Origin of the sequence: Streptomyces alkaliphilus (genome assembly GCF_014141535.1) — a bacterium.
Classification (GTDB): domain Bacteria; phylum Actinomycetota; class Actinomycetes; order Streptomycetales; family Streptomycetaceae; genus Streptomyces; species Streptomyces alkaliphilus.
On the sequence record NZ_VKHT01001036.1, the window covers coordinates 1 to 1,706 of the forward strand.

Annotated in this window: 1 protein-coding gene; it reads right to left on the reverse strand. The window is 72.9% G+C overall.

Annotation, left to right across the window (positions count from 1 at the left end; translation table 11 throughout):
• Window positions 1-22: 22 nt before the first annotated feature.
• Window positions 23-1,706: type I-E CRISPR-associated protein Cse1/CasA (gene casA, locus FNQ90_RS22180; protein WP_228471487.1), on the reverse strand; the 1,684-nt coding region annotated here is incomplete at its 5' end.

Here is a 1,706-nt window from a genome sequence, read left to right on the forward strand (position 1 = left end):
GTGTCGGTGGTCACGGGGTCGGTCATCCTTCGCTGCGAGAGGGGGTGGATTCCGGGGAGGCGGCGGCGCGGGCGGCGCGACGGGCGGCGTTCCACCGGGGAAGCACGGTCGCCAGCCGGGCGCGGAAGCCCTGTTCCGCGGTGGCCAGTCGGTAGACGTGCTCGGTCCTGTCCTTGATCACCCTGCGGCCGGAGAAGACTCCGGGGGCTGTGCCGGCGAGCACCTGCTCGGCCACTTTCCAGGTGTGCTCGGCGGCGTGGCGCTCCCACTTCTCAAGCACGCGTTCGGTGGCCTCTACGTCCTCGGGGTTCCCTCGGAGGTCCAGGAGCAGCATGCGGGCGGGGGCATCCAGGGCGTAGAGGAGAGTCTCCCCCGGTCGCTGGCCCCTGTCCCACGGGATGGGTTCGCTGCCCGCGGCACGCATCAGGTCCCCGGAGAGGTGGTTGAGCGCCGAGGCGAGTTGTTCCGCCTGCTCGGCCGCCTCCAGCAACGAGGAGCACAACGGTCCCTCCGGGTCCAGGGCGACCAGCGGCAGGGGGATGGAGTCGACGTAGAGGTCCTCCACCACCGCCGACTGGTTGCCGTAGGCGATGCCGGTCAGCTCCACGCGCAGCGGGTAGGTCGCGGGCAGCCGGTCCCGCACGCCACCGAGCTGATCCAGCAGCACGCTGGTGCGGAAGCCGGCTCGGTCGCCCCGGGCGTCGCGCTGCTCCCGGTCCACCGCGAGGAATGCCTCCAGGCCGCGCCAACCGGCCTTGCCGGTCTGGTGCCGGCGGGGCAGTTCGGCGGGGATGGGGCGCTTCGCCGCGGCCCCCGTCCTCGGCCGCTTCGGGGTCGGGGTGAGCCTCCAGGCGGTGTGGGGTTCGTGGTCGGGCGTGACGGTCAGGCGGTCCCCCGCCGCCACGACGACCCGGGTCACCCGGACACCGGCCGGGGTGTCCTCGGGGATGAGTCGAATACGGCGGGACTGCCAGGTCCACAGGTCCAACGGCCCGCGGGAGGCGCGCTCCCGCCAGGCGGGAAGCGCGCAGGAGAGGGTGTCCTCGACGCGGCCGGTGGTGTCGCGCCGACGCCACTGCGGAAGGTCGTCGGACAGGCGTGTCCGGCCGAAGGGGATGTTCAGCACGAGCGTTTCGAACAGCGTGCTCCCCAGCGGCATCACCACGCCCAACTGCCCGAGCGGGCCCGTGGGGTTGCCGGTCGTCTTGCCCGCCTTGACCCGAGGGTCCCCCACGGCCCCGGTCTTGATGGCGGCGGTGTCCCAGCAGTGGGTGTGCAGCAGCCACCGCGCCGCCTGCGCCGGGGTCAGTTCCAGGGGGTCCCCCTCGGTCCGCGAGGCGAACAGCGGCACGTTGTTGCCCGTCGCGGCGGTCGCCACCAGCAGGGCGGAGCCCTTGGTCTCCCCCTTCGTCGTGCGCAGCCCTGCCACCTGGGCGAAGGGGTCGACCGGGTCGAAGAGATCGAACCGGGCCCGGTGTTCGCCGAGATAGGCGGTGAGGGTGTCGCGTTGTTCGGGTGTGAGCGCGCCGGCGCGCATCATGGCGAGCCAGTCCCCGGCTTCGCCGGGATATCCCAGGGCGTCCACGAGGATCGGCAGGAGCACCTGTCGGAGGACGGCGGGCTTCTGGGTGGGGAGGTCCACCGCCAGGTCCCGGTAGCGCTCGGCGTGCAGGAGGAGCTCTCCCGCCCCCACCTCGACGGTGCCT